This window comes from Blastococcus brunescens (assembly GCF_035320885.1).
In the GTDB taxonomy this organism is placed as follows: domain Bacteria; phylum Actinomycetota; class Actinomycetes; order Mycobacteriales; family Geodermatophilaceae; genus Blastococcus_B; species Blastococcus_B brunescens.
This window is the reverse complement of record NZ_CP141261.1, coordinates 3,325,928-3,350,889: the sequence shown is the minus strand read 5'-3', so window position 1 is coordinate 3,350,889 and position 24,962 is coordinate 3,325,928. Positions and strand designations below refer to the sequence as shown.

The window sequence follows — 24,962 nt, the reverse complement described above, 5'->3', positions numbered from 1 at the left end:
TTCAGATGCCGCGGAAGCGGTTGATGGCCTCGAGGTGCTGCTCGCGCTTCTCGGCGTTCCGGACGCCGAGCCCCTCCTCGGGGGCGAGGGTCAGGACGCCGACCTTGCCCTGGTGGGCGTTGCGGTGGACGTCGAGGGCGGCCTGGCCGACCTCGGCCATCGGGTACACCTTCGACAGCGTCGGGTGGATCAGCCCCTTGTCGATCAGCCGGTTGGCCTCCCACGCCTCCTTGTAGTTGGCGAAGTGCGAGCTGAGGATCTTCTTCAGGTTCATCCAGAGGTAGCGGTTGTCGTAGGAGTGCATGTACCCGGTGGTGGAGGCGCAGGTGACGATCGTCCCGCCCTTCTTCGCCACGTAGACGCTGGCCCCGAAGGTCTCCCGGCCCGGGTGCTCGAAGACGATGTCGACGTCCTCGCCGCCGGTCAGCTCCCGGATCTTCTTGCCCAGGCGCTGCCACTCCTTGGGGTCCTGGGTGTTCTCGTCCTTCCAGAACGCGTACTGCTCGGCGGAGCGGTCGATGACCAGCTCCGCGCCCATCCGGCGGACGATCTCGGCCTTCTCCGGGCTGCTCACGACGCAGACCGGGATGGCGCCGCCGTTGAGCGCCATCTGCGTGGCGTAGGAGCCCAGCCCGCCCGAGGCGCCCCAGATGAGCACCGTGTCGCCCTGCTTCATGTTCGCGCCGTTGCGGCTGACCAGCTGGCGGTAGGCGGTGGAGTTGACCAGCCCGGGCGCCGCGGCCTCCTCCCAGGAGAGGTGGCCCGGCTTGGGCATCAGCTGGTTGCTCTTGACCAGGGCCAGCTCGGCGAGGCCGCCGAAGTTGGTCTCGAAACCCCAGATCCGCTGCTGCGGGTCCATCATCGTGTCGTCGTGGCCGGCCGGGTCCTCGAGCTCGACGGACAGGCAGTGCGCGACGACCTCGTCGCCGGCCTTCCACTTGTTCACGCCCGGGCCGACCTCGAGCACGACGCCGGCCAGGTCGGAGCCGACCACGTGGTAGGGCAGGTCGTGCTTCCTGGTCAGCTCGGAGACGCGGCCGTACCGCTCCAGGAAGCCGAAGGTCGACACCGGCTCGAAGATCGACGTCCAGACGGTGTTGTAGTTCACCGAGGACGCCATGACGGCGACGATCGCCTCGCCCGGGCCGAGCTCGGGGGTGGCCACCTCCTCGACGTGGAGGGACTTGCGCGGGTCCTTCTCCTTGGTGGTCAGGCCCTCGAGACATGTCCTGCTCGTCCTTGCGGACGACGACGGCGCGGTAGGACTCGGGCACGGCCAGCCCTCCCACGGCGTCCAGCTGGTCGCTGAGGATGGCGTCCCTGATCTCGTTCACGCGTTCTCCCGGGTCATCGGTGGCTCGGAGGCGGTACGGGCGGTGCGGGCGTTGTGGTGGAGGGATGTTACCGGCGGGTAACCGGATGGTCGAGTCCGGTCAGTGAGCGGGGCCGGCCGCGGGCTGGACGAGCTCGACCAGCACGCCGCCGGCGTCCTTCGGGTGGATGAAGTTCACCCGGCTGTCCGCGGTCCCGCGCTTGGGGACGTCGTAGAGCAGCCGCAAGCCCCGCTCGCGCAGGGTCGCGCTCACCGCCTCGACGTCGTCGACCCGGAAGGCCAGCTGCTGCAGCCCCGGCCCGGACCGGCCGATGAACTTCGCGATCGTGGACTCGGGGGTCAGTGGCGCCAGCAGCTGGATGCGGGTGTCCCCGTTCCCGACCGCGAGCATCGCCTCGCGGACGCCCTGCTCCTCATTGGTCTCCTCGTGCACGGAGTGCACGCCGAAGGCCTGTGCGTAGAAGGCGATCGCCTCGTCCAGGTCGGGAACGGCGATGCCGACGTGGTCGATCGTGGTGAACAGCTCGCCGGGCAGCCCGGCATCGGTCTCGGTGGTCACGCGGGCATCCTGCCGTGCAGACGTCTGGGACGACACATCGATGTGGCGGGGTTCACGACCGGGTGACCGGCGCCTCCCGGCCGATGGCTCGTTGTACCCACCGCACGAGCACGGTCCTATCCTGAGGTGCAGTCCGACCCGCGCCGTCCGCGCGGTCAGCCCTGTTGAGACGGTCGCCAACGTCGGCGACCCGGCACTGGAGGCTCCATGTCCCGCTCCGTCATCGTCAGCGGCGCACGTACCCCGATGGGCCGGCTCCTCGGCTCGCTCAAGGACTTCTCGGCGGCAGACCTCGGTGGCATCGCCATCAAGGCGGCGCTGGAGCGCGCGGGCATCTCCGGCGACCAGGTCGACTACGTGATCATGGGTCAGGTCATCCAGGCCGGTGCCGGCCAGAACCCGGCCCGCCCGGCCGCGGTCGCCGGTGGCATCCCGATGTCGGTGCCGTCGTTCACCCTCAACAAGGTGTGCCTCTCGGGCCTCGACGCGATCGCGCTGGCCGACCAGCTCATCCGCGCCGGCGAGTTCGACGTCGTCGTCGCCGGGGGCATGGAGTCGATGACCCAGGCGCCGCACCTGCTCGCCAACTCGCGCACCGGCACCAAGTACGGCGACACGAAGCTCATCGACTCGATGGCCCACGACGGCCTCTCCGACACCTTCGACCAGGTGGCGATGGGCGTGCTCACCGAGCAGGCGAACTCCCGCTACGAGCTGACCCGCGAGGAGCAGGACGAGTTCGCCGCGGCCAGCCACCAGAAGGCCGCCCGCGCCGCGAAGGACGGGATCTTCGACGAGGAGATCACCCCGGTCCTGATCCCCCAGCGCAAGGGGACCCGATCGAGTTCCGCGAGGACGAGGGCATCCGCCCCGACACGACGGCCGAGAGCCTGTCGAAGCTCAAGCCGGCGTTCGCCAAGGACGGCACGATCACGGCCGGCACAGCCTCGCAGATCTCCGACGGCGCCTGCGCGGTCGTGGTCATGAGCGCCGAGAAGGCAGCCGAGCTGGGCTGCACCGTGCTCGCCGAGATCGGCGCCCACGGCGTGGTCGCCGGCCCCGACGCCACCCTGCAGAGCCAGCCGTCGCGGGCCATCCAGAAGGCCTGCGCGCGCGAGGGCATCGAGCCGGCGGACCTCGACCTGGTCGAGCTCAACGAGGCGTTCGCCGCCGTCGGCATCGTGTCCACCCGCGAGCTCGGCATCGATCCGGAGAAGGTCAACCCCAACGGCGGAGCGATCGCCCTGGGCCACCCGGTCGGCATGAGCGGTGCCCGCATCGTGCTCGACCTCGTCCTCGAACTGCGTCGTCGCGGTGGCGGCGTCGGCGCCGCGGCCCTGTGCGGCGGCGGTGGCCAGGGCGACGCCCTGGTCCTGCACGTGCCCGCCAAGGCGTGAATCCGGAGGGACTCGCCGTCCGGACGGACGTCCCCGCCGTCACGACCGGGCGGCGCGGACGGCGTGCTGCCGACGTCCCGACCCTGGTCGAGCGCGCCCGCGAGGGCGACGCCCGCTCGGTGGCGCGGCTGATCTCCCTGGTCGAGGACGCCAGCCCCGCCCTGCGCGAGGTCGCCGCGGCGCTGGCCCCGCACACCGGACGGGCGCAGGTCCTCGGCCTGACCGGCTCGCCGGGTGTCGGCAAGTCGACGACGACGACCGCCGTGGTGCGGGCACTGCGCGCCTCCGGCAAGCGGGTCGGGGTGCTCGCCGTCGACCCGTCGTCCCTTTCTCGGGCGGCGCCCTGCTGGGCGACCGCGTCCGGATGCAGGACCACGCCGGCGACAGCGGGGTCTACATCCGGTCCATGGCCTCGCGCGGGCACCTCGGCGGCCTGTCCTGGGCGACCCCGCAGGCGCTGCGGGTGCTCGACGCCGCCGGCTGCGACGTCGTGCTCATCGAGACCGTCGGCGTCGGGCAGTCCGAGCTGGAGATCGCCTCGCTGGCCGACACGACGCTCGTGCTCGTCGCGCCGGGGATGGGCGACGGCATCCAGGCGGCGAAGGCCGGGATCCTCGAGGTGGCCGACGTCTTCGTCGTGAACAAGGCCGACCGGGACGGCGCCGACACCACCGTCCGCGACCTCCGCTACATGCTGTCCCTGGGCGGACGGCACTCCGAGGCCGGTCACTGGCGCCCGCCGATCGTGAAGACCGTGGCCAGCCGCGAGACCGACAACGGCGTCGACCAGGTGCTCGAGAAGGTCGAGGCGCACCGCGAGTGGCTGGAGTCCTCGGGGAGGCCCACCGGCGGCGCAGCGAGCGGGCGGCACGCGAGATCGAGGCGATCGCACTGGCCTCCCTGCGCGAGCGCATGGGCGACGTGCACGGGTCCGCGGCACTGGGCGTGCTGGCCGATCGTGTCGTCGCGGGGAGTCCGACCCCTTCCGCGCCGCCGACGAGCTGCTCGAGCAACTCTGACCTGCGCCCGCGCCGTCGGCCCCTGAGGATGGACCGATGAACGGGCCGAGGCAGTGAACGGCACGCCCGACGCTGTCGTCGTGGGAGCCGGACCGAACGGTCTGGCGGCCGCGCTCCGGCTGTCCGCGGCCGGTCTCCGCGTGCAGGTCGTGGAAGCCGCCGATCGCGCCGGCGGCGGCATGCGCACCGAGGAGCTGATGCGGCCCGGGTACCTGCACGACGTCTGCTCGATCGTGCAGCCCATGGCGGCGGCCGCGCCGTTCTTCCGCGAGTTCGACCCGGAGAGCCGCGGCGTCCGGCTGGTGCATCCCGAGATCAACTTCGCCCACCCGCTGGACGGAGGGCGCGCCGCGGTCTCCTACCGCTCGTTGGAGGAGACCGCGGCGGGGCTCGGCGAGGACGCGGCCGCCTACCGCCGGCTGTTCGGGCCGCTGGTCGAGCACGGGACCGACGTCGTCGACTTCTTCCTGACCAGCCGGTTGCGCAGCCTGCCCACCCGCAGCGTCCCGCAGATCGCGTACTTCGGCCTCAACGGGCTGCCCAACGTGCGGTGGCTCGCCCACCGGTACTTCGACACCGAGGAGGCCCGGGCGCTCCTGGGCGGGGCCGCGGCGCACGGCATGCTCGACCTCAGCCAGCCGCTGACCTCGGCGCTGGGCATGCTCCTGGCGATGCTGTCGCACCACGTCGGGTGGCCGCTGATCGAGGGCGGGTCGCAGAAGCTGGCCGACGCCATGGTCGCCGCGCTCGAGGAGCAGGGCGGCGAGGTGGTGACCGGCCACCACGTCACCGACCTGCGCGAGTTCGAGGGTGTCCCGGCCGTGCTGCTGAACACCACGCCCGAGGCCTTCGTCGGGATGGCCGGCAACCGGGTGCACGAGGGCTACCGCCGGTGGGTGCGGCGCTACAAGCACGGGGCCGGCGTCTTCAAGATCGACTGGATCCTGTCCGAGCCGGTGCCGTGGACCAACCCCGACGTCCGGCGGGCCGGCACGATCCACGTCGCCGGGAACCTGGACGAGACCATCGCGGGGAGCGGGCGCCCAACCAGGGGCAGATCACCGACGAGCCCTACGTGCTCGCCGTCCAGCCGACGGTGCCGGACCCGTCCAGGGCACCCGACGGCGGGCACATCTTCTGGGCGTACGTGCACGTGCCGCACGGCGCCGACGTCGACATGACCGAAGCCATCGAGAACCAGATCGAGCGGTTCGCGCCGGGCTTCCGCGACACGGTGCTCGAGCGGTACACGAAGAACGCCGTGGCCATGGAGCAGTGGAACCCCAGCTACCTCGGCGGCGACATCTCCAACGGGCAGGCCACCCTGCGGCAGATGCTCGCCCGGCCCGTGCCGCGGTGGAACACCTACAAGACCCCGATGACGGGCGTCTACCTCGCGTCGGCGGCGACGCCGCCCGGGCCGGCGGTGCACGGCGCCTGCGGGGACAACGCCGCCCAGGTGGCCCTGCGCGAGGTCTTCGGCGTCCGGACGGTCCCGCCGCTGCGCCCCGCCCTGCGCTGAACCGGCTCCTCCTCGCCGATATGCGTACGAACGTGGTCATACGGGCCGCATAACCGCGCTCATGCGTACCGCGACGCACTCAACGCCGCGGCGATCCGGGCGATCAGGGCGACGGGATCGCGGAGATCCGCGGCGGTCACGAAGACGACGGTCCACCCGGCCGCGGTGAGCCGATTCAGCCGTCGTCTGTCCTTTCCCACCTGTCGGGGCTCGCCGTGCCAGACACCGTCGTACTCGACGGCGACCTTGTGCTGGGGCCATGCGAGGTCCACCTGAGCGACGAAGCGGCCGGCGTCGTGGACCACGTACTGGGCGACCGGTCGAGGCAGCGAGGCCGCGCGGTGCAGCAACAGCCGCAGCCGGGTCTCCTGGGGTGACTGGGCCAGCCCGTCGGCACGATCGGCGGCCAGGCGGATCCCGCGGCATCCTGGTCCGGTCGTCGCCGCGGCCGCCGCACGCAGGTCCTCCAGGGTGACCAGGCGGGAGCGCAGGAACTGGTCGAGGGCCACCACTGCCTCGTCCGGTGGCTGGATGCGGGCCAGGTCCAACGCCGTCCGCACGGGGGTCGTGACGAGCAAGCCATGGCGCCGCACGACGTCCTCGTCCGCCAGGCGGCGTCGGGTCACGTGGACGCCCCGCACCGCGCCCGCCCGTCGGCCCGCTGCCAGCGTGCACTCGACGGGGTCGTCGGGTTCCGCGAGATCGACTCCCCACACCACCGCGGCGCTGCGTCCGCAGAGCACAGCACCCGGGAGCAGCAGGACCGCTACGGCCCGCGCCCGCCGCAGATGGGTGACGGGCAGGGAATCGCAGGCGTACACATCGGGAAAGAGGCGTCGCCAGGCCGAGCTGCGGAGCTGCGCCCGCGTCACTCGGCCCAGTGCTACCTGTTCGGAGCCACGGAACACCTTGCCGCGCAGCTGTGCCGGCCGAACGGGAGTGCGAGTCACGACGGCACTCTGTCGCTTGCAGGGGGACGCCGCGGGCGCTGTCCACAGCCCGGAGAAGCGCGACCGATCCACCGACGCCGCGCTGAAACGCATGACGGCGGTGATGCCGGGGGCCACAACCGCATCCCTGCGCATATCTGCGGCGACCGCAGCGCAACGGGGGCGCGGAACACGGCCCCGGTAGCGTTCGGCGCATGGTGCGACCGCTGGGGCTGCCCTTCGACCCCATCGAGCGGGCCGGGCAGACGTGGGAGAAGCACTTCGGTCCCGCGTCGTCGATGCGCGCCGCGACGAGCATCTTCCGCGTGCAGCAGATCCTGCTCGCCCGGTTCGACGAGGCCCTCAGACCGCACAGATTGACCTTCGCCCGGTACGAGGTGCTCGTCCTGCTCACCTTCAGCCGGACCGGGGAGCTGCCGCTCAAGGTGATCGGCAGCCGGCTGATGGTGCACCCCACCAGCGTCACCAACGCGATCGACCGGCTCGTGGCCGCGGGCTTCGTCCGGCGCCGGCCGAACCCCGACGACGGCCGTGGCGTGCTCGCCGGCATCACCGACGAGGGCCGGCAGGTGGTGGTGGCGGCGACGGCGGCGCTCACCGATCTCGATTTCGGTCTCGCCGACGTGCCGGAGGACGAGCGCGCGGCGCTGTTCGCCGTGCTCAAGCGGGTGCGGCTCGGTGCCGGCGACGTCGAGGGGAGCGCCACCCTCGTCGAGTGATCGGCGCTAGATAGTTGGACGTCCTACTATCTGGTCATGGCACAGGACGCGCGGCAGCGGTGGCAGCAGCGGTACGACGCGGCGTTGGCGGGCGGCAAGGTCCGCGACGCCGACTTCACGACGCTCTCCGGCGTGGAGGTCGACCCGGTCTACGGCCCCGCTGACGAGGCGAGCGTCGAGGACTTCGAGCGGATCGGCTATCCGGGGAGTTCCCGTTCACCCGCGGCCTGCACGCCACCGGGTACCGCGGCCGGGCCTGGACGATCCGGCAGTTCGCCGGCTTCGGCAACGCCAAGCAGACCAACGAGCGCTACAAGATGATCCTGGCCGAGGGCGGCGGCGGGTTGTCGGTCGCTTTCGACATGCCCACCCTCATGGGGCGCGACTCCGACGACCCGCGGGCGCTCGGCGAGGTCGGCCACTGCGGAGTCGCGGTCGACACCGCCGCCGACATGGACGTCCTCTTCTCCGAGATCGACCTCGAGGCGACGACGACGTCGATGACGATCAGCGGCCCCGCCGTCCCGGTGTTCTGCATGTACCTGGTGGCCGCCGAGCGCCAGGGAGCCGACCTCGGGAAGCTCAACGGCACGCTGCAGACCGACATCTTCAAGGAGTACATCGCGCAGAAGGAGTGGCTGTTCGCGCCCGAGCCGCACCTGCGCCTGATCGGCGACCTGATGGAGTACTGCGCCGAGCACATCCCGGCGTACAAGCCGATCAGCGTCTCGGGCTACCACATCCGCGAGGCGGGTTCGACCGCCGCGCAGGAGCTCGCCTTCACCCTCGCCGACGGCTTCGGCTACGTCGAGCTCGGCCTCTCCCGCGGCCTGGACATCGAGCAGTTCGCGCCGGGCCTGTCCTTCTTCTTCGACTCCCACCTCGACTTCTTCGAGGAGATCGCCAAGTTCCGGGCCGCCCGCCGGATCTGGGCCCGCTGGCTGCGCGACGTCTACGGGGCGACGACGGAGAAAGCCCAGCAGCTGCGCTTCCACACCCAGACCGCCGGCGTCAGCCTCACCGCGCAGCAGCCGGACAACAACATCACCCGCACGGCGATCGAGGCCCTGGCCGCCGTCCTCGGCGGGACCCAGTCGCTGCACACCAACGCCCTCGACGAGGTGCTCGCGCTGCCCAGCGCGAAGGCCGCCCAGATCGCGCTGCGCACGCAGCAGCTGATCATGGAGGAGACGGGGGTCATGAACGTCGCCGATCCGCTGGGCGGCTCCTGGTACGTCGAGGCGCTGACCGACGAGATGGAGCGGCAGGCGGAGGAGATCTTCACCCGCATCAAGGACATGAGCGCCGACGGCACCATGACGGCGGGCATCCTGCGCGGCATCGAGGACGGCTGGTTCACCGGCGAGATCGCCGAGGCCGCATTCGTCTACCAGCGGGCACTCGAGAAGGGCGACAAGAAGGTCGTCGGCGTCAACACGCTGACCGGCACCGTGCCGGGCGAGGACCCGCTGGAGATCCTGCGGGTCAGCCACGAGGTCGAGCGGGAGCAGAAGGCCGAGCTCGCCGAGCGCCGTCAGGCCCGGGACGACGACGCCGCGCGGGCCGCCGTCGCCCGCATGGTGGAGGTCGGCCGCACCGACGAGAACATGCTCCCGGCGATGCTGGACGCCGTCCGCGCGGAGGCCACGCTCGGCGAGATCTGCGACGCCCTGCGTGCCGAGTGGGGGCAGTACACCGAGCCCGCCCGCTTCTGACGTACCCCCGGGGCATCCTGCCCGGCATGACCGACCACACGCACCACGCGATCGACTACGTCGAGCTCACCGTCCCCGATCTCGCGGCGGCGAAGCGCTTCTACGCCGATGCGTTCGGCTGGCAGTTCAACGACTACGGGCCGTCGTACGCCGGCATCCGTACCCCGTCCGGCGACGGCGAGGTCGGTGGGCTGGCCCAGAGCGACTCACCGCCGGCCGCCGGTGGCCCGCTCGTCCTGCTCTTCTCCGCGGACCTCGACGCCACCGTCACCGCGGTGGAGGCCGCCGGTGGCGAGGTCGTGCAGGGTCCCTACGCGTTCCCCGGCGGTCGGCGGTTCCACTTCCGCGACCCCGCCGGCAACGAGCTCGGGGTGTGGGCGGAGCAGTGACCGGACCAGACCGCGGTGGCGCTGTTCGACGCGTGGCGGGAGACCACGGGTGAGGACGGGTCGGTGCGGTCGGTGGCCCACGAGCTGCTCCGCGGCACCCTGGGCGACCTGGTGACCGAGCTGCCGCAGCGGCTCGACGACCACCCGCGTCAGGGCCTGGGCTCGGCCTGGAACAACGTGGCCTGGTACGGGTACGTCGCCGAGGACCTGGGTGGGGACGGCGACTGGTCCCGCTCCTACTGCGGCGGTGGTGTCGCGGCCGCGTGCCGGGCGGACCTGCGGACCTCGCTCCGGGCGACCGTCGACCGGGTCCTCGCCGAGCAGGCAGTGTCCGCGGTGGCTGAGCTCACCTACGACGAGCACATCGACGACATCCGTGCGGTGGCGACCGGAGTGGTCGGCGTGCGGGCCATCGACTGGCAGAACCGGCCGACCTTCCAGCAGGTGGTGCGGTTCGAGGAGCACCGTCCCCGTGACTGAGGTGAGACGCCCTGCGAGGGGTCGAGCCCCGGGGCGGGGGTCGGAGACCTCCCCGCGGGGATAGCGGAAACGGCTCCGCCCGACAGGGGACGGCACCTGGCTGCGGCCTCGTCCGGAGGAGGAGGGATCATAGAGCCCATGCAGCCCACCCGTCCCGGACGTCCCGACCCGCGGCAGGCCCAGCTGGCGGCCGCCATGTCCGGCGCCGTCGATCTCGCCGCCGTCAAGGCACGCTCCGAGGCCGCCGCCCGCGCCGCCGCCGCCCCGCCACCGAGCGCCGAGGCACCGGTCGGCGCGCCGGGCGCGGCGGTCGTCGACGTCACCGAGGCCACGTTCCAGGCCGAGGTGCTCGACCGCTCCTTCCAGGTGCCCGTCGTCCTGGACCTGTGGGCCGAGTGGTGCGGGCCCTGCAAGCAGCTGTCCCCGGTGCTCGAGCGGCTGGCCGCCGAGGGCGCGGGCACGTGGGTGCTGGCCAAGGTGGACGTCGACGCGAACCCGGCTCTGGCCCAGGGCCTGCGGGTGCAGGGGATCCCGGCGGTCAAGGCCGTCTGGCAGGGGCAGCTGGTCGCGGAGTTCAACGGAGCGATCCCGGAGGAGCAGGCCCGCCAGTTCGTCACCGAGCTGGTGAAGGCGACGACGGGGGCGCGCTGGCCGGCGGCGAACCCGCCGACGCCGAGGTGGACGACCCGCGCCTGGACGCCGCGGAGGCGGCTCTGGAGCGGGGGACCTGGTCGCGGCCGAGGCGGCGTACCGGTCGATCCTCGATGCCGAGCCCGAGCACCCGGAGGCGGCGCTGGCGCTGCGGCAGGTGCAGCTCTTCCGGCGAGCCGAGGAAGCCGGACCGGACGCGCTGGCCGCCGCCGACGCCGCCCCGGAGGACGTCGCCGCGCAGACCCGCGCGGCTGACTTCCTCCTGGGCACCGGCAACGTCGAGACCGCCTTCGACCGGCTGCTCGACGTCGTCCGCCGCACCTCGGGCGAGGACCGCGACGCGGCGCGCACCCACCTGGTGGAGCTGTTCGCCGTCGTCGGTGACGAGGACCCGCGGGTGGGCGCGGCCCGCCGTCAACTCATGGCCGCCCTGTTCTGAGGCCCCGTCCAGAGGCTCGCGCCGAGGGTGCGAGGCGTGAGGGGACGGGGTGTTCTCTCAGCGTTCGAGCTCGCAGGCGTCGCCGCCCTGGAGGAACCCGGTGCGGAAGGCCCCCACGAGTTCGAAGCCGGAGGCGTCGAGGTTCGGGAAGACCCGGTCGTCGACGCCGTAGGTGAGCAGGAACTGCACGGACTCGTCGATGTCCCCGGGGCTGATGGCGGCGTCGGGCAGGACGTCGGTGAATGCGTTGTTGAACCACTGGGCCTGGTACCAGCCGGTCAGGCAGACGGCCGAGCGGGTGGCCGCGCCGTCGTCGGTCGAGAGGCCTGCCTGGTCGCGGACGGCCAGCGAGTACGGCAACGAGATCGCCGTCGCCAGGGCGAAGTCGCCGATCTCGTCGTAGGCGGGGGTGGCCAGGTCGGTCTCGTCGATGTAGACGGTGTTGTCCTCGGGGCAGTAGCCCAGGTCGCGGTCCTCGAGTCCGTCGCAGTCCGGGGCGGTGCCCTGGTAACCCTCGACCGTCGGCGGCTCGAAGTCGCTCCCGAAAGCAGCGGGGAAGACCTCGCCCCAGAAGTCCGGCAGGCTGACGTCCACGATCTCCACGAGATCGTCGAACGGGGCGTTGCCCTGGCTGAGGTAGTCGAGGTCGGTGGCGAACGAGGCGGCGGTGAACAGCCGGTCGGTGCCGAACGCGTCGCGGCACGGCCCGACGCCTCCGTCGAAGCCCTCGTAGAAGGCCGAGACGCGGTCGAAGTACGAGCCGTGTGCCTGGGTGTCGTCGGGATCGCTGCCGACGTCGTCCCGCAGGAGCAGGAACCCGCGGACGACGTCGTCGAGCTCCGGTGTCCGGATGGACACGTGCTCGGCCTCGCCCGCGGCGACCCACCCCGTCCACGCGCCGGCCAGGCAGTCGGCCTGGGTCTCGTCCTGGATGCCACGCTCGGCGAACCCGAACCGGCCCTGCATGGCGTGGCCGAACTCGTGCGCCATGACCACTGGCACCAGGAAGCGGCCGTAGTCACCGGCGAGCTCCTCGAGCAGGGCCCGGTCGTAGGCGATGACGTCGCACACGGGGTCGTAGAAGGCGTTGCCGGCCACCGAGTCCGGCGAGGTGGGCGATCCCTCGCAGCCGATGCCGTCCTCCGGGTAGGCACCCTCGTCGATCGCCTCGGAATCGACGGAGAAGTAGCCGCCCTGCAGCGGGGTGTACTCCTCGCCGAAGAACTCCGGGTAGGCGGCGGTCCAGAAGGTCTCGATGTCGGCCAGCGCGTTGCGGGCGAACCGGTCGATCGGCTCGTCGGACGCCCCGGTGATGGGGAACTCGTCGGCGGAGACGTCGACCGGTTCACCCGCTCCCGGCGATGCCAGACCCCGGACGACCTCGGTGGAGCACCCAGTCAGGAGCAGACCGACGACGGCGGCGGGCAGGACGCGGCGCAGGACCGACCTCATCCGACTCGTTCCCCTTCGACTGGTGCGCCGAGCCCTGGAGCGGCCGACGCGAACGCGAGCCGGCCCAGGATGCCGGGTCAGCGGCGTCAGCGGGGATCTCCGGCGCGCCGGAGACCCCGCAGCGGCTCAGCCTTCGTGGACCAGCCAGACGGTGCCGAGCGGGGAGCGGCCACGGTCGCCGAGTAGGGCTGCCCGTGCCACGGCTCGGGCTCGGCCTCGACGCCACCCAGGTTGCCGACACCGGAGCCGCCGTAGCCCTCCGCGTCGGTGTTGAGCACCTCGCGCCAGTGCCCGCCGCGTGGCAGCCCGATCCGGTACCCGTGGTGCGGGAGCCGGAGAAGTTGACGACACACGCCAGCGCCGACCCGGCGCCGTCGCCCTCGGTGGCGCCCTCCTTGGCCGGCTTTCCGTACCGGAGGAAGGACAGCACGTTCCCGGTGGCGTCGTTGGCGTCGATCCACTGGAACCCGGCCGGGTCGACGTCGAGCGACCAGAGGGCGTCGAGCTCCTTGTAGCGGCCGTTGAGGTCGGTCACCAGCTGCAGGATGCCGCGGTGCGCCGGGTCGTCGAGGTGCCACCAGTCCAGCGAGCGGCTCTCCGCCCACTCGGAGTCCTGGGCGAACTCCGACCCCATGAACAGCAGCTGCTTGCCGGGGTGCGCCCACATGTACGCCAGGTAGGCCCGCAGGTTGGCCAGCTGCTGCCAGCGGTCGCCGGGCATCTTCCGGAGCATCGAGCCCTTGCCGTACACGACCTCGTCGTGGCTGATGGGCAGGACGTAGTTCTCCGAGTAGGCGTACATCATCGAGAACGTCAGCTGGCCGTGGTGGTAGCTGCGGTACACCGGCTCGCGCTCGACGTAGGCGAGCGAGTCGTGCATCCAGCCCATGTTCCACTTGAACCCGAAGCCCAGGCCGCCCAGGTGCGTCGGCCGGGTGACGCCCGGCCACGCCGTCGACTCCTCGGCGATCGTGATGACGCCCGGCACCTCGCGGTAGACGGTCGCGTTCATCTCCTGCAGGAACGCCACGGCCTCGAGGTTCTCGCGGCCGCCGAACTGGTTGGGCAGCCACTCCTCCCGCGAGTAGTCCAGGTAGAGCATCGACGCGACGGCATCCACGCGGACGCCGTCGACGTGGAACTCCTTGCACCAGTAGAGGGCGTTGGCGACGAGGAAGTTCCGCACCTCGGACCGGCCGAAGTCGAAGACGTAGGTGCCCCAGTCCAGCTGCTCGCCCCGGCGCGGGTCCCCGTGCTCGTACAGCGGGGTGCCGTCGAACCGGGCCAGCGCCCAGTCGTCCTTGGGGAAGTGGGCGGGGACCCAGTCGACGATGACCCCGATGCCGGCCTGGTGGGCGCGGTCGATCAGGTAGCGCAGGTCGTCCGGGCCGCCGAACCGCGAGGTGGGCGCGTAGTAGGACGTGACCTGGTAGCCCCACGAGCCCCCGAAGGGGTGCTCGGCCAGCGGCATGAACTCGATGTGGGTGAACCCCGCCGCGACCACGTAGTCGACGAGCTCGTCGGCGAGCTCGCGGTAGGACAGGCCCTGGCGCCACGAGCCGGCGTGCACCTCGTAGACGCTCATCGGCCGTTCGTGCCAGCCGGCGGTGGCCCGCTCGGCCAGCCACGCCTCGTCGTTCCACTCGTAGCTCGACTCGGTGACCACCGAGGCGTTCAGCGGCGGGACCTCGGTGGCGAACGCCATCGGGTCGGACTTCTGGCGCCAGGTGCCGTCGGCACCCAGGACGTGGAAGCGGTACCGGCTGCCCACCTGCACGCTGGGGATGAAGATCTCCCACACGCCGGAGGAGCCGAGCGACCGCAGCGGGTAGGCGCGTGCCTCCCAGTAGTCGAAGTCCCCGGTGACCTTGACACCCTTGGCAGCCGGCGCCCACACGGCGAACGAGACACCCTCGACGGTGCCCCGCGGGGTGCCGTAGCGCCGCACGTGGGCGCCGAGGACCTCCCAGAGCCGCTCGTGGCGGCCCTCCCGGATGAGGTGCTCGTCCATCTGCCCCACCGTGGGCATCCAGCGGTAGGGGTCGTCGACGGTGTAGGTGTTCTGGCCGCCCTCGCCGTCGGGGTAGGAGACCTCGATGCGGTAGTCGCCGGGCTGCTGGGGAGGGTCGCCTCGTGGATGCCGCCGTCGTGCAGCCGCCGGGCGTCGTAGCGGGAGCCGTCCTCGTCCAGGACGGCGACCGCGACGGCGTCGGGCCGGAGCGTGCGGACGACCCAGCCCGCTGCCGTCCGGTGCGTGCCCAGGACGCCGTGCGGGTCGTGCGACCAGCCCTCCACGACCGCCCGCAGGTCGTCGTCGCTGACCTCGCGCACCTCGGCGGAGGGGCGGAGTGGCCCGGCTCGGCGTTCTCCGGGAGCGCCGCGGCCCCGACCGCGGCGGACGGCACCGATGCGTCGCGGCTCTCCCCTCGCCGGGGACCTGCGGCGTGCTCGGCTCGGCCGGATCGGTGCTGGGTGCCTCGGGCTGCGGCGCGGGGGCGCCGGCCGGGTCGCCGGGCTCCGCGATCGGCGCGGGTGCGACGACCGGCGTGGCCGTCGTCTCCTCGGCCGGGCCCTCGTCGGGGCGGTTCACGGCGTCGGGCCGTTCCTCGAGCTGCGCGGGAGCACCCGCCGTCTTCGCGGCGGTCGTCCGCTTGGCGGGCGCCTTCTTGGCCGCGGGCGCCTTCTTGGCTGCGGGCGCCTTCTTGGCGGCGGCGCGCTTGGCCACCTTCTTGGCCGGCGCCGCGTTGACCACCGGCTCGGTGCCGGCTGCCTCCTCAGCGGCGGCCACCCGCTCCTCGACCGCGCGCTGGAGGTCGTCCTTGTCGGCCACGTCGCCGTTGTCGGAGGAAGTGCCTCGGTCGTCGGTCGTCATCGTCTCGCCGTCCTCTTGGGTGCTCGGGTCTCGTGCGGCGGGCGCATCACTCGCGGTTGATCAGCCGGCTCAGCGAGTTCAGCGGGATCATCAGCCAGTGCGGACGGTTGCGTGCCTCGTAGACGCACTCGTAAACGCACTTGTCGGCCTCGAACGCCCGAAGGAGTGGTGATTCGCCGCACGGGTCCAGGCCGCTGGCGGCGGAGTAGCCGGTGCAGTACGCCGCCCGGTTGCGCGCCGCCCACTCCTGCGCCCGGTAGGCGCGCTGCGCGTCGTCGGGCTGCTCCACCAGCATGTGCCGGGCCGCGTAGTCGAAGCTGCGCAGCATGCCGGCGACGTCGCGCAACGGGCTGTCGAGCTCCCGACGGGAGGCCAGCGGCCGGGCCGGCTCGCCCTCGAAGTCGAGCACGATCCAGCCGGTCGCGGTGCGCAGTACCTGGCCCAGGTGGAGATCCCCGTGGACGCGCTGGCGGACGACGGGTTCGCGGCTCTCGGCCACCGCCGCGTAGAGGGCGCGCAGGCCGTCGGCGTGCTCGCTCAGCTGCGGCACGATGTCGATCGCCGCGGTCAGCCGGTCGTTCATCTGGGCGGCCGTTGCGGCATACCAGTCCTCGCCGGCCGGCTCCGTCGGCAGCACCTGCGCCATGTCGGCGTGCACCGAGGCGGTGGCCGCGCCGAGCCGCTCGCTGTCGGCGGCGAAGTCGCCACCGACCTCGTCGGCGTGCAGGTCACCCTCCATGTACAGGTCCCGCACGCTGGCGGTCGCCAGCCGCCAGCCGTCGCTGGCGTTGGGGACGAAGGTCTGCAGCATGGCCACGGTCGCCGGCGGGTTCGAGGCATCGGGATCGTCGATCTCGATGTGCCCCAGCAGCGGCGCGATGTGCTGGTTCTCCGTGCGGCGCAGCGCGTCGTGCACCTCGACGTCGGGATTGAGACCGGGCTCGAGCCGCCGGAACAGCTTGAGGATCGCCTCCTGCCCGTAGATGAGCGAGGTGTTGCTCTGCTCGCCGGAGACGAGGTCGCCCGGCAGACCCTCGGGGATGTAGGCGACCCCGGCAGGGTGGAAGTGCATCGGGCCGATGGTCGAGGCGTTCACCAGGTGGATCAGCCACGGCGTCGTCGCGTCCCGGTCGCGCATCGCGTCGTAGGCGTAGGTCTCCCGGCCGTCGCCGGCCACCGCGCCGACGAAGGCCGACTCCAGGTCCTCGGCCGGGTGGTCGCGCCACGACAACGGCACGAGGTAGGTCTCCTGGGCGCCGTCGGCGTAGCTCACGCGAACCCGGTGGACGGACAGCACCGGGTTGCTCCGGTCGAGGAGGAAGCCGTCCTCGCTGATGCCGGACCACTCGCGGCCCTTGCCGGCGAACCACCGCTGGTGGGGCATCCAGTCGCGCAGCAGGTCGGTCAGGGCGGTCATGAGGTCACTCCCTGGTCGCGGGTGTCGCTGTCGCCCGGGATCTCCTCCGCTGCGCTGACCACGCCCGCGGCCAGCAGGCTGTCGGCCACCGCGCTCGAGGTCGCGCTCTCCCAGTCCTCGTGGTCGTCCGCGAGCGGCTCGACGGGCTTGGCCAGCTCGAACCAGTAGAAGCCGTGCCCGGCGAGGGTGAGCATGTAGGGCAGCACACCGATCTGCGGGAACTCGACCCGGCCGGTGAGCTCGACGGGCGTGTAGCCCTCGAACTGCCGCAGGTCGAGCTCCACCGGCTGCGGGAAGCGGGACAGGTTGTTGACGCACAGCACGACGTCGTCGCCGAACCGGCGCACGAACGACAGCACCGTCGGGTTGCGCGACCCGATCTCCTCGAAGGAGCCCAGGCCGAAGGTGGGGTGCTCGTTGCGGACCTGGATCATCCGCCGCAGCCACTGCAGCAAGGAGTTGCTGTTGCGCAGCTGCGACTCGACGTTGGTCACCTGGTAGCCGTACACCGGGTCCTGGTTCAGCGGCAGGTACATCCGCTGCGGGTCGGCGGTGGAGAAGCCGCCGTTGCGGTCCGGCGTCCACTGCATGGGCGTCCGGACGCCGTCCCGGTCACCGAGCCAGATGTTGTCGCCCATGCCGATCTCGTCGCCGTAGTACAGGACCGGCGATCCCGGGAGTGACAGCAGCAGCGCGTTGAACAGCTCGAGGGTGTTGGTGTCGTTGTCCAGCAGGGGTGCCAGCCGCCGGCGGATGCCGATGTTGGCCTTCATGCGGGGGTCCTTGGCGTACTCGTCCCACATGTAGTCGCGCTCTTCGTCGGTGACCATCTCGAGCGTGAGCTCGTCGTGGTTGCGGAGGAAGACGCCCCACTGGCAGTTGTCGGGGATGTCCGGCGTCTGGGCCATGATCTCCGAGATGGGAAGCGCTGCTCCCGGCGCACGGCCATGAACAGGCGCGGCATGACCGGGAAGTGGAAGGCCATCTGGCACTCGTCGCCGTTCTCGCCGAAGTACTCGACGACGTCGGCCGGCCACTGGTTGGCCTCGCAGAGCAGCACGCGGTCGGGGTAGTCGGCGTCGACGACCTTGCGCACGTGCTTGAGGAACTCGTGGGTGCGCGGGAGGTTCTCGCAGTTGGTGCCCTCCTCCTCGAAGAGGTAGGGCACGGCGTCGAGCCGGAAGCCGTCGATGCCGAGGTCCAGCCAGAAGCGCAGGGCGTCGATGATCGCCTCCTGCACCTTGGGGTTCTCGAAGTTGAGGTCCGGCTGGTGGGAGAAGAAGCGGTGCCAGAAGTACTGCTTGCGCACCGGGTCGAACGTCCAGTTCGAGCTCTCGGTGTCGACGAAGATGATCCGGGCGTCGGCGTAGCCGGTGTCGTCGTCCGCCCATACATAGAAATCGCCGTAGTCCCCGTCGGGGTCACTGCGGCTGGCCTGGAACCAGGGGTGCTGGTCCGAGGTGTGGTTCATGACGAAGTCGATGATCACGCGCATGCCGCGGGCGTGGGCCTCGGTGAGGAACTCGCGGAAGTCGGTGATGTCCCCGAACTCGGGCAGGACGGCGGTGTAGTCGCTGACGTCGTAGCCGCCGTCGCGCAGCGGCGAGGCGAAGAACGGCGGCAGCCACAGGCAGTCCACCCCGAGCCACTGCAGGTAGTCGAGCTTGTCGATCATGCCGCGGATGTCGCCGACGCCGTCGGCGTTGCTGTCGGCGAAGCCGCGGACCAGCACCTCGTAGAAGACCGCGCGCTTGAACCACTCCGGGTCCGTGCCGGGCGACGGCAGGGCGGAACGGCTGTCGGGGAAGTCAGGGACGGGAACGGTCATCGGGAGGAACAGACCTCGTTCGGTTCGCGGGCGGTCGGCGGACTAGGAGACGGGCGGCGGGAACTGGACCGGCCGCGGGAAGGAGACCGCGAAGACGTGGGCCGGCTCCCGGTAGGGGTCCAGCTCCAGATAGTTGAACTGGCCCCAGTCGTAACGGGCGCCGGTGAGCTCGTCGGTGACGCCGAACCGCTCGTGCCAGTCCAGCCCGAGGGCGGGCAGGTCCAGCGACGTCGTCCCGATCTGCGCGTTGTGGCTCGACAGGTTGACCACCACGAGCACGGCGTCCTGGGACCCCGGATCCGTCTTCGAGAAACACAGCAGGTTCGGGTTGTCGACGGCGTGGAAGCGCAGCGTGCGCAGCTGCTGCAGCGCGGGGTGCGCCCGGCGGACCTCGTTGAGCCGGCGCAGGTAGGGCGCCAGGCTCCGGCCCGAGGCCTCGGCGGCCGCCCAGTCGCGCGGGCGCAGCGAGTACTTCTCGCTGTCGAGGTACTCCTCGCTGCCCGGCTTCACGGCGACGTGCTCGAAGAGCTCGAACCCGGAGTAGACGCCCCAGGTCGGGCTCATCATGGCGGCCAGCACGGCGCGGATCTTGAACATCGGCGGGCCGCCGAACTGGAGCGACTCGTGGAGGATGTCCGGGGTGTTCACGAAGAAGTTCGGCCGCATGTAGTGGCTGTTGACGGCCAGCTCGGTGCCGTACTCCTCGAGCTCGCCGCGCTCGGTCCGCCAGGTGAAGTACGTGTAGGACTGCGTGAAGCCGATGCGCGCCAGCTGGTGCATCATCGCCGGCCGGGTGAAGGCCTCGGCGAGGAACAGCACGTCCGGATCGGTCTGCTTGACCTCCCAGATCAGCCAGTGCCAGAAGTTCAGCGGCTTGGTGTGCGGGTTGTCGACGCGGAAGATCTTCACGCCGGCCTCGATCCAGACCCGGATCACCCGCAGGCACTCGGCGTAGATGCCCTCGGGGTCGTTGTCGAAGTTGACCGGGTAGATGTCCTGGTACTTCTTCGGCGGGTTCTCGGCGTAGGCGATCGTGCCGTCGGGCTTGGTCGTGAACCACTCCGGGTGCGCCTCGACCCAGGGGTGGTCCGGCGCGGCCTGCAGCGCGAAGTCCAGCGCCACCTCCATGCCGAGTTCGCGGGTGCGCTCGACGAAGGCCCGGAAGTCGTCCATCGTGCCGAGCTGGGGGTGGACCGCGTCGTGCCCACCCTCGGCGCTGCCGATGGCCCACGGGGAGCCGACGTCGTCCGGCCCGATCTCGTGCGGGTTCCCGCCCGGGAACTCTTTCGAGTTCGGCCCCTTGCGGTTGACCGAGCCGATCGGGTGGATCGGCGGCAGGTAGACGACGTCGAACCCCATCTCGGCGACCGCGGGCAGCCGGTCAGCGGCCGTGGCGAAGGTGCCGTGGGTCGGCTTCCCGCCGACGACGGGGCCCTCCGACCGGGGAAGAACTCGTACCAGGAGCCGTACAGCGCTACCGGACGGTCGACCCACACCTCGTACTCCGGGGAGCGGGTGACCAGCTCCCGCACCGGGTGCTCGTGCAGGTAGCGCTGCAGGCCCGCGGCGAGGGCGGGCGCGATGCGGACGGTGAGCTCCTGCGACGTGTCGCGCAGGGCGGCGGCCGCACCGGTGACGCGGTCGCGCCACTCGGCGTCGGCCTCCTCGGCGACGCGATCGAGCAGCCGGGCGCCCTCCTCGAGGTCGTTGGCGAGTTCCTCGGCGCCCTGGCCCGCCTCGACCTTCACCTCGACGGCGTGCCGCCAGGTGGCCAGCGGGTCGCTCCACGCCTCGACGCGGTAGGACCAGCGGCCCTCGCGGTCGGGCACCACGGTGGCGATCCAGCGGTCGGGCTCGGGCGGGAGCTTCGCCATGCGCAGGAAGGGCCCCGTCGAGTCGTCGGCACCGGGTGCGGTCCAGACGACGTTCGCCGCGACGGCGTCGTGGCCCTCGCGGAAGACGGTGGCCGTGATCGGCAGGTGTTCCCCCACCACCGCTCGGGCGGAGAAGGACCCGCAGGACACGACGGGGGCGACATCGGAGATGCCGAGGCGGAGGTCAGCGCGGCCAGTCATCGCCGACCACGCTACTGAGGTCCTGCCCCACCAGCACCTCGGCTCTCGTCCCACCCCAGGAACCTCACCCGTCAGGGCGGCCGTCGGGGTCGGGCAGGCAATTCCTCGCTACCCCTGGCGGTCCGCCGTCGGCTGGTTAGTCTCGGCCGGTGCGTGCTCTTCGTCGGTTCACCGTCCGTGCGGCGCTGCCCGAACCCCTGACCCCCTGTCCCAGCTCGTGATGAACCTCCGGTGGTCCTGGCACCCGGAGACGCGTGACCTCTTCGAGACCCTCGACCCCGCCCTCTGGCAGAGCTGCGGCGGCGACGCGGTCAAGGCGCTCGGGGAGGTGTCGGCCGAGCGCCTCGCCCAGCTGGCCAAGGACCGCCGGTTCCTCCGCCGCCTCCAGGACGCGGTGGACGACCTGGAGGAGTACCTGGCGACGCCTCGCTGGTACCAGTCCCTCGGGGCGGAGGCGCCGAAGAGCATCGCCTACTTCTCCGCCGAGTTCGGCATCACCGAGGTGCTCCCGCAGTACTCCGGCGGCCTGGGCATCCTGGCCGGTGACCACCTGAAGGCGGCCTCCGACCTCGGCGTGCCGCTGATCGGCGTCGGCCTGCTCTACCGCGCCGGCTACTTCACCCAGGGCCTGTCCGCCGACGGCTGGCAGCTCGAGCACTACCCGTCCCTCGACCCCCACGGTCTCCCCGTCAAGCTCCTGCGCGAGCCCGACGGCTCGGCCGCGGTCATCACCGTGCCGCTGCCGGAGGGTCGCACCCTGCACGCCCACGTCTGGCGCGCGCAGGTGGGCCGGGTGTCCCTCCTGTTGCTCGACAGCGACATCGAGGAGAACGCGCCGGTCGAGCGGCTGGTCACCGACCGGCTGTACGGCGGCGACGAGGACCACCGTCTCCGCCAGGAGATGCTGCTGGGCATCGGTGGCGTCCGGGCCGTGCGCACGTACTGCGGCCTCACCGGGACGCCGCTGCCCGAGGTCTTCCACGCGAACGAGGGGCACGCCGGCTTCCAGGGCATCGAGCGGATCCGGGAGCTCAGCGAGGCCCACGGGCTGTCGTTCCCCGAGGCGCTGCAGGCGGTGCGCGCCGGCACGGTCTTCACGACCCACACGCCGGTTCCCGCCGGGATCGACCGCTTCCCCAAGGCCCTGATCGAGCGGTACTTCGCCGGGTTCGGCGTCCCGATGCACGACCTGCTCGTGCTCGGGGCCGAGGAGGACCCGACGAAGTTCAACATGGCGCACATGGGGCTGCGCCTGGGCCAGCGCGCCAACGGGGTCAGCGAGCTCCACGGGCACGTGAGCCGAGGCATGTTCAGCGACCTGTGGCCGGGCTTCGACGAGGGGACGTGCCGATCGGCTCGATCACCAACGGCGTGCACGCCCCCACGTGGACCGCTCGCGAGCTGGTCGAGATGGGCACGCAGACGAGCAGCCAGGGCGACCCGATGTCGGTCGACGGTCCGGTGCACTTCGACGGGGTCGACACGATCCCGGCCGCCGACCTCTGGAGCGTCCGCCGCACGCTGCGCGGTCGGCTGGTCGAGGAGGTCCGCCGCCGGATCCGGGAGACCGCGCTCTACCGCGGCGCCACCGAGGCCGAGGTGGGCTGGACCGACACCGCGTTCGACCCCGACGTGCTGACCATCGGCTTCGCGCGGCGGGTGCCCTCCTACAAGCGGCTGACCCTGATGCTGCGCGACCCGGCGCGGCTCAAGGCGCTGCTGCTGGACCCGGAGCGGCCGATCCAACTGGTCATCGCCGGCAAGAGCCACCCGGCCGACGACGGCGGCAAGAAGCTGATCCAGCAGATGGTCGAGTTCGCCGACGACCCGGAGATCCGGCACCGCATCGCCTTCCTGCCCGGCTACGACATCGGGATGGCGCGCTACCTCTACTGGGGCTGCGACGTCTGGTTGAACAACCCGCTGCGCCCGCTGGAGGCGTGCGGCACGTCCGGCATGAAGGCCGCCCTCAACGGCGGGCTGAACCTGTCGATCCGGGACGGCTGGTGGGACGAGTGGTTCGACGGCCAGAACGGCTGGGCGATCCCCACGGCCGACGGCGTCAGCGACGCCGACCGGCGCGACGAGGTCGAGGCGCGGGCCATCTACGACCTGCTGGACAACCAGGTCCTGCCGCGGTTCTACGAGCGCGACGCCAACGGCGTCCCCGCCCGCTGGGTGGAGATGGTGCGGCACACGCTGCGGGAGACCGGGCCGAAGGTGCTGGCGACCCGCATGGTGCGCGACTACGTGCAGGCCCTCTACGTGCCGGCTGCGGGCTCCGCACGCGTCATGGCCGGTGACGGCTACGCGCCGGCCCGCGAGGAGGCGGCGTGGCGCGGCCACCTGCTGTCGAACTGGCAGCACGTGCGGGTGGCCCACGTCGAAGCGACCGGGGCGGGCGACACCCCCGAGATCGGGACGAGCCTGGCCCTGCGGGCGGAGGTGGAGCTGCCGGGTCTCGCGCCCGGCGACGTGCAGGTGCAGGCGGCCTACGGCCGGGTGGACGACGCCGACGGGCTGCACGACGTGACGAGCGTGCCCATGGCGCACGAGCACACCGACGGCTCCCGGCACTGGTTCACCGCCACCGTCCCGCTCGAGCGGACGGGTGCATTCGGTTACACGGTGCGCGTGCTCCCGCACTCAGAGCGCATGGCCGATCCTGCCGAGCTCGGGGTGGTGAGCAGCGCGTGAACGTTGTGCACCAGACACTTTCACCACGCGTGTCCCATCCACCTCGCGGAACGTGGTGATGGCCCGGCGTGGCGGGATCGCGCGCGCGCCGAGAGCGCATGTCGATCACTAGGCTGGAGGCCATGCCTGACCGCTGTGAAGTGCTCCCCGGAGATTCTGTCGTCGCCCGCCGCGGCGGCGGACTGCTGTGGGTCGACGCTCCCGGCTCGCCCGCGCTCGTCGCCGCCCTCCACGCCTGCCTCGGCGTCTCGGGTCCCGGCGCCGACCGCGTGCTCGCCGCCGTTGCCGGCCAGGTGGGTTCCCTCGCCCACGGTGCTGCTTCCTTCGCCCTCGTGATCGCCGACACGACGGGGGCACCGGCACCGGTGTCGCCCTCTGGTCCGGGAAGGGCCAGCCGGCCGTCGACGGCGTGCCGGTGTCCGGTTCCGCGGTGGAGGGGGCACTCTCGCCTCCGGTTTCCAGCTCGGCCAGACCCTCTACGTCGGCCCCGGCCAGGCCGCGCCGCAGATGCCGCCGGGGGTGTCCTTCGACCTGGTCGAGGGCACCGTCCCCGGTTCGGGCGCGATGCTGCAGCTCGCGGCGCCGGCCCCGTCGTCGTCCTCGGCCGTGCCGCCGGCGGCTCCGTCGTCGTTCACGGCCGCATCCGATGCCGGCTTCGGTTCCGGTGCCAGCCGGGCCGTCGCCGCGCCGGACTCCGGTGAGCAGACGGCGTTCTGGCGTCCGGACAAGGCGTCGGCCCCCGTGCTCCGCTTCGACGACGGCATGGTCGTCACCGTCGACGAGGACATCGTGCTGGGTCGCCGTCCCGACAACCACGAGATGGTGACCAGCGGTGGCGCCCGGCCGGTGCCGATCGCCGACACGCAGAACGTGCTGTCCTCGGCGCACGCCGCGCTGTCGCGCTCGGGCAGCGAGGTGTCGCTGATCGACCTCGGGTCGCTCAACGGCACGCATGTCGCGGGGCCCGAGGCGACCGAGTGGACGCAGCTCGAGCCGGGTGTCGCCCACCCGCTGTCCGACGGTGACCGTCTCCTGCTCGGCTGGACCGTCATCACCTTCGAGCAGCCCACCGAGTAACCAGGCATAGGTACCTATACCTGCGTTCCCGCCTCGAAGACGCAGGTAAAGGTACCTATGCCTGGGTGATCCGCGGGGAGACAGCCCGTCACGGCCTCCGGAGCACGCGGAGCAGCCAGACGCAGCGGCCGGGGAGCTCGACCGGGCCGGGCGCCACGATCGTCGTCCGCGGCGGGGCGCCGGTCGCGTACTCGGTGGAGACGAGAAGCTCGTAGCCGTCGGCCCACGGCGGTCCTGGCAGCTCGACCGTGACCGGCGCCGGCCCGGCGTGCAGCTGGACCAGGTAGGAGTCGTCCACCACCGGGCGGCCATGCTCGTCGCGGTGCCGGATGCCGCGGCCGTCGAGGTACATGCCGAGGGTCTGCAGGCCG

General features: G+C 71.7%; 22 protein-coding genes and 5 pseudogenes. 14 read left to right on the top strand and 13 right to left on the bottom strand.

Annotation, left to right across the window (positions count from 1 at the left end; all coding sequences use genetic code 11):
• Nucleotide 1 precedes the first annotated feature (1 nt).
• The gene (gene ccrA / locus U6N30_RS22480; protein ID WP_324274034.1) at nt 2–1,165 is read right to left on the bottom strand and encodes a crotonyl-CoA carboxylase/reductase; all 1,164 of its coding nucleotides are present in this window, start codon (nt 1,163–1,165) and stop codon (nt 2–4) included.
• Nucleotides 1,166–1,433: 268 nt separating this feature from the next.
• Nucleotides 1,434–1,892 carry a methylmalonyl-CoA epimerase gene (gene mce, locus U6N30_RS22475; protein ID WP_324274033.1) on the bottom strand — a complete coding sequence of 153 codons (459 nt, stop codon included), beginning with the start codon at nt 1,890–1,892 and terminating at the stop codon, nt 1,434–1,436.
• A 207-nt stretch (nt 1,893–2,099) separates the two neighbouring features.
• Between mce and U6N30_RS22470 the strand changes: the two are divergent.
• From U6N30_RS22470 to U6N30_RS22445, 5 genes and pseudogenes are all read left to right on the top strand, one after another.
• Nucleotides 2,100–2,824: pseudogene (locus U6N30_RS22470) on the top strand (acetyl-CoA C-acyltransferase); the annotation flags it as partial.
• Nucleotides 2,825–2,875: 51 nt separating this feature from the next.
• Nucleotides 2,876–3,289 carry an acetyl-CoA C-acetyltransferase gene (locus U6N30_RS22465; RefSeq protein WP_422678139.1) on the top strand — a complete coding sequence of 138 codons (414 nt, stop codon included), beginning with the start codon at nt 2,876–2,878 and terminating at the stop codon, nt 3,287–3,289.
• Nucleotides 3,232–4,334: pseudogene (meaB, locus tag U6N30_RS34460) on the top strand (methylmalonyl Co-A mutase-associated GTPase MeaB). Before U6N30_RS22465 ends, meaB begins: the two are co-directional and overlap by 58 nt.
• Before the next feature lie 54 nt (nt 4,335–4,388).
• Entirely contained in the window at nt 4,389–5,489 is a 1,101-nt protein-coding gene (locus U6N30_RS22450) for a phytoene desaturase family protein (protein ID WP_324274030.1), read from the top strand.
• Nucleotides 5,486–5,830, top strand: a complete 345-nt coding sequence (locus U6N30_RS22445; RefSeq protein ID WP_324274029.1) for a hypothetical protein — start codon at nt 5,486–5,488, stop codon at nt 5,828–5,830. The genes U6N30_RS22450 and U6N30_RS22445 overlap by 4 nt, the downstream gene beginning before the upstream one ends.
• 59 nt (nt 5,831–5,889) lie before the next feature.
• Here the strand turns inward: U6N30_RS22445 and U6N30_RS22440 are convergent, their stop codons facing one another.
• A complete protein-coding gene (locus tag U6N30_RS22440; protein ID WP_324274028.1) occupies nt 5,890–6,651 on the bottom strand; it encodes a DUF559 domain-containing protein in 762 nt (253 codons plus the stop codon).
• A 323-nt stretch (nt 6,652–6,974) separates the two neighbouring features.
• Here U6N30_RS22440 and U6N30_RS22435 point away from each other — a divergent pair, with 323 nt between their 5' ends.
• The 7 genes from U6N30_RS22435 (at nt 6,975) to U6N30_RS22405 (ending at nt 11,173) form a co-directional block, all read left to right on the top strand.
• Nucleotides 6,975–7,499 carry a MarR family winged helix-turn-helix transcriptional regulator gene (locus tag U6N30_RS22435; RefSeq protein ID WP_324274027.1) on the top strand — a complete coding sequence of 175 codons (525 nt, stop codon included), beginning with the start codon at nt 6,975–6,977 and terminating at the stop codon, nt 7,497–7,499.
• Between the two features lie 36 nt (nt 7,500–7,535).
• Nucleotides 7,536–7,820: a hypothetical protein gene (locus U6N30_RS22430; RefSeq protein ID WP_324274026.1), complete on the top strand. Its 285-nt coding sequence runs from the start codon at nt 7,536–7,538 to the stop codon at nt 7,818–7,820.
• Entirely contained in the window at nt 7,727–9,214 is a 1,488-nt protein-coding gene (locus tag U6N30_RS22425) for an acyl-CoA mutase large subunit family protein (RefSeq protein ID WP_324278416.1), read from the top strand. Before U6N30_RS22430 ends, U6N30_RS22425 begins: the two co-directional genes overlap by 94 nt.
• Nucleotides 9,215–9,240: 26 nt before the next feature.
• Nucleotides 9,241–9,603 carry a VOC family protein gene (locus U6N30_RS22420; protein WP_324274025.1) on the top strand — a complete coding sequence of 121 codons (363 nt, stop codon included), beginning with the start codon at nt 9,241–9,243 and terminating at the stop codon, nt 9,601–9,603.
• A 15-nt stretch (nt 9,604–9,618) separates the two neighbouring features.
• Entirely contained in the window at nt 9,619–10,083 is a 465-nt protein-coding gene (locus U6N30_RS22415) for a hypothetical protein (protein ID WP_324274024.1), read from the top strand.
• A gap of 138 nt (nt 10,084–10,221) precedes the next feature.
• Complete coding sequence (locus tag U6N30_RS22410) at nt 10,222–10,989, top strand: thioredoxin family protein (RefSeq protein ID WP_324274023.1); 768 nt, start codon at nt 10,222–10,224, stop codon at nt 10,987–10,989.
• Nucleotides 10,892–11,173 (top strand): tetratricopeptide repeat protein, encoded by a 282-nt coding sequence (locus U6N30_RS22405; RefSeq protein ID WP_324274022.1) that lies wholly within the window; start codon nt 10,892–10,894, stop codon nt 11,171–11,173. Before U6N30_RS22410 ends, U6N30_RS22405 begins: the two co-directional genes overlap by 98 nt.
• Before the next feature lie 57 nt (nt 11,174–11,230).
• On the opposite strand, the gene U6N30_RS22400 is transcribed toward U6N30_RS22405, so the two are convergent.
• The 9 genes and pseudogenes from U6N30_RS22400 to U6N30_RS35675 form a co-directional block, all read right to left on the bottom strand.
• On the bottom strand, nt 11,231–12,625 hold the full coding sequence (locus U6N30_RS22400; RefSeq protein WP_324274021.1) for a neutral zinc metallopeptidase: 1,395 nt from the start codon (nt 12,623–12,625) through the stop codon (nt 11,231–11,233).
• Between the two features lie 86 nt (nt 12,626–12,711).
• Nucleotides 12,712–12,903: an alpha amylase C-terminal domain-containing protein gene (locus U6N30_RS22395; protein WP_324278415.1), complete on the bottom strand. Its 192-nt coding sequence runs from the start codon at nt 12,901–12,903 to the stop codon at nt 12,712–12,714.
• Nucleotides 12,904–13,016: 113 nt separating this feature from the next.
• Nucleotides 13,017–14,636 (bottom strand): annotated as a pseudogene (gene glgB, locus U6N30_RS22390) (1,4-alpha-glucan branching protein GlgB); the annotation flags it as partial.
• 161 nt (nt 14,637–14,797) lie between these two features.
• A pseudogene (locus tag U6N30_RS34455) lies at nt 14,798–14,920 on the bottom strand (GlgB N-terminal domain-containing protein); the annotation flags it as partial.
• Nucleotides 14,921–15,543: 623 nt separating this feature from the next.
• Nucleotides 15,544–16,914, bottom strand: coding sequence for a maltokinase N-terminal cap-like domain-containing protein (locus U6N30_RS22385; protein ID WP_324274020.1), 1,371 nt, complete (start codon nt 16,912–16,914; stop codon nt 15,544–15,546).
• Nucleotides 16,911–17,744, bottom strand: a complete 834-nt coding sequence (locus U6N30_RS22380) for an alpha-glucosidase C-terminal domain-containing protein (protein ID WP_324274019.1) — start codon at nt 17,742–17,744, stop codon at nt 16,911–16,913. Before U6N30_RS22380 ends, U6N30_RS22385 begins: the two co-directional genes overlap by 4 nt.
• Nucleotides 17,684–18,742, bottom strand: coding sequence for an alpha-amylase family glycosyl hydrolase (locus U6N30_RS22375; RefSeq protein ID WP_324274018.1), 1,059 nt, complete (start codon nt 18,740–18,742; stop codon nt 17,684–17,686). The genes U6N30_RS22380 and U6N30_RS22375 overlap by 61 nt, the downstream gene beginning before the upstream one ends.
• Before the next feature lie 42 nt (nt 18,743–18,784).
• Nucleotides 18,785–19,306, bottom strand: coding sequence for a hypothetical protein (locus U6N30_RS35680; protein WP_479690625.1), 522 nt, complete (start codon nt 19,304–19,306; stop codon nt 18,785–18,787).
• 368 nt (nt 19,307–19,674) lie between these two features.
• Nucleotides 19,675–20,817 (bottom strand): maltotransferase domain-containing protein, encoded by a 1,143-nt coding sequence (locus U6N30_RS35675; protein ID WP_479690530.1) that lies wholly within the window; start codon nt 20,815–20,817, stop codon nt 19,675–19,677.
• Between U6N30_RS35675 and glgP the strand changes: the two are divergent.
• Nucleotides 20,786–23,514 (top strand): annotated as a pseudogene (gene glgP / locus U6N30_RS34450) (alpha-glucan family phosphorylase). The gene U6N30_RS35675 and the pseudogene glgP sit on opposite strands and share 32 nt — an antisense overlap.
• A 519-nt stretch (nt 23,515–24,033) precedes the next feature.
• Nucleotides 24,034–24,591, top strand: a complete 558-nt coding sequence (locus U6N30_RS22350) for an FHA domain-containing protein (RefSeq protein ID WP_324274015.1) — start codon at nt 24,034–24,036, stop codon at nt 24,589–24,591.
• Between the two features lie 88 nt (nt 24,592–24,679).
• Here the strand turns inward: U6N30_RS22350 and U6N30_RS22345 are convergent, their stop codons facing one another.
• Nucleotides 24,680–24,943, bottom strand: a complete 264-nt coding sequence (locus U6N30_RS22345; RefSeq protein WP_324274014.1) for a hypothetical protein — start codon at nt 24,941–24,943, stop codon at nt 24,680–24,682.
• Nucleotides 24,944–24,962: the final 19 nt, after the last annotated feature.